Raw genomic sequence first — 2,630 nt, forward strand, 5'->3', positions numbered from 1 at the left:
ATGCGAGGGAGTAATAATCTATTCATACAGCCATTACAAACACAAGATAGTCTTTTATTGAGTGAAATCCTTTCACTACTTATCATCGATGAAAAGCGAGGAGCAAAAGATATAAATGATATAGAATTAGATAGAGAGAAACAAATACCAGATTATACTTGGTTTCATCATAAGAGTATTGATACACATGGTAATATTATAGACAAAGAACCAAATATCAGTATAAATAATATCCTTAAATATCAAATCCCAAAGAGTGATGATAAAAATAGCCTCTATCAGCAGTTTATGGCTTTAGAAAGAGATGATGATGAATCAGCCATTGATGCGTATAATGAAGTTTTAGAGATTCTCAAAATTTTAAGCATAAATACCGATGAAAAAACTAGACAATTTATCAAAGCACTCAATACCATAGGAGAGAATAACATTAAAGCATTGTATGTGGGGATAAATGATAAGGAAAACACAAACAATAACAACCAAGCACCAGCATTGCTTGCAGGAGCAACCACAGAAAATAACAACGAAGATGAAAACAAAAAGAAACGCCCTAAATTCATAGGCAGACTAGCCACTACGATAATCATAGAAGATGGACTATGGTTAGGCTAGATTCTAATACAAGGAGAATATATGAGTGATACTTATCAAATCTACACACCTAATTCAATACCGCTTCAAGTCGATAAAGGCACAAATAAGATTCACTTTACAGATGGTGGCTATAAGACAGGTAAATACACAGAAGCTTATTCCAAAGCTCTTATAAAAGCTTGGCAGATAATGGAAGAAGCAAAGAAAAAGTATAAACCCAACTACCTAGACCCTAACTACTATACAGGGCAAAAGTCTCATCTCTCAGAGTTTAAAGCAATCCAAAAGCTTTATTATAAAGACCCTATTAAAGGAGCGATAGCTCCTTGGACAAAAGCAGAAAAAGCATATTATGAATCTCTAAAAACAAAAAGAGAGAGGTATCAATATCTTGTCATTAGAAGTGGCTTAAGAAGTGCAGTCATAGATATACCCTTTGATGCTATAGGGGGAGTAGATGATAATGGCAATGTGATAAATCCAGCGTATGAAGAGATATTTTATGAGGTAAGTAGAAACAGAGGAACGCTTAAATCTATTGATTTTGGGAATGAATGGACATTATCTTCAGGGTTATTAGGCAAAAGAGATGATTTATCTACAGCTGCCTCTGGATTTAAAGCAAGGATTCAGCAAGCATTATTTTTAGAAGCACAACTGGGTGGGAAGAGTGCATTTAGAAGTCTAGGCACACAGGTTTTATGCTCAAATTCTATGCTTAGCGGATTGCATTGGAATAAACTAAGAGCAAATATGATACATAAACTCACAGAGAAACATTCTATGCTATTGGATAGATTCGGTATGATACCCTATTTAGATGAGATAATAGGGGTAGATTGGGTGATGGATTTAAATATGCTTTATGGATATTCAGTAGATGAAAATGGATTTAACATAGAAAGATATCTTAGGGAAATGGATGAAGGCAAACTCCTAGACCCTAGAGACCCTAAAGCCACAGAACAAACAAGAAGGGAGTTTCGCAAGGCAATAAACAAAATATCCTTTTGGAGATATGATGTTGATTTATCAAATGAGCGGACACAAAAATCAGCAGATTTGTATATAGATACTATGCTTTTAGAAGCCAAAATCATGGCAGTAACTCCCCCACAAGGCTATCCTAATGCTCCTACTTACTATATCCCAGAGTATTTAGAAGAACTTTATAGAGAGGGGAAGTTTGATATTAAGCTAGATCCAACAATCCCAGCAATGTATAGAGAATCTTTCCCAGAAGAACTAAGAGCAAAGATACTAGCTTATGCCAAAAAGCATAATATTAAGGAGTAAGGGGCTTAAAATGCAAAAAATACTAAAATATTTCAAATTATTATGAAAAAACAAGCAAAGATAAAAGAATTACTAGAAAATCTTAAAATCATAGGACAAAATAATATTAGGGCTATGTATGTGGGGATAAGCAGTCGAAGTAAAGGTAAGAAACGCCCTAAATTCATAGGCAGACTAGCCACTACGATAATAATGGAGGATGGATTATGGATAGGATAGTTTTAAAAGTAGTAGGTTTAATTGCACTAAGTGTAATTTTAATCAGTTGCAACAATTCAAACAAAAGGAGCAATATGGAAACTTATGAGGTAACAGCATTAGATGGACAAATAGTAACATTTGATAAAACAACAAATCTTATTGTAGGCGAAGAAGGATATGAAAATTGGAATAAAGCAGTAGAAGAAAAGGCGAAAATGATTCTAGATTCCCGCAAGATTCTTGATTCTTCCCCCTATGCCAACTACAAACCCAAATACCTAGACCCTAACTACTACACAGGACAAAAGTCTCATCTCTCAGAGTTTAAAGCAATCCAAAAGCTTTATTATAAAGACCCTATAAAAGGAGCGATAGCTCCATGGACAAAAGCAGAAAAAGCATATTATGAATCTCTAAAGACAAAAAGAGAAAGATATAAATACCTAGTCATTAGAAGTGGTATAAGAAGCTCTGTGATAGATATACCACTAGATGCTATAGCAAATGTAGATGAAAATGGTAATCTCATCAATGAA

General features: G+C 34.1%; 2 protein-coding genes and 2 pseudogenes. All 4 read left to right on the top strand.

All coding sequences use genetic code 11. From position 1 onward, the window contains the following. Window positions 1–615, top strand: a pseudogene (locus tag CQA53_RS12635) (hypothetical protein); the annotation flags it as partial. 21 nt (window positions 616–636) lie between these two features. Next, window positions 637–1,893 (top strand): hypothetical protein, encoded by a 1,257-nt coding sequence (locus CQA53_RS10780; protein ID WP_115543950.1) that lies wholly within the window; start codon window positions 637–639, stop codon window positions 1,891–1,893. A gap of 42 nt (window positions 1,894–1,935) precedes the next feature. After that, a complete protein-coding gene (locus tag CQA53_RS12640; protein WP_181882461.1) occupies window positions 1,936–2,112 on the top strand; it encodes a hypothetical protein in 177 nt (58 codons plus the stop codon). Further along, window positions 2,100–2,630, top strand: a pseudogene (locus tag CQA53_RS12645) (hypothetical protein); the annotation flags it as partial. The gene CQA53_RS12640 and the pseudogene CQA53_RS12645, both read left to right, overlap by 13 nt.

It is taken from the genome of Helicobacter didelphidarum (genome assembly GCF_003364195.1).
GTDB lineage: Bacteria > Campylobacterota > Campylobacteria > Campylobacterales > Helicobacteraceae > Helicobacter_A > Helicobacter_A didelphidarum.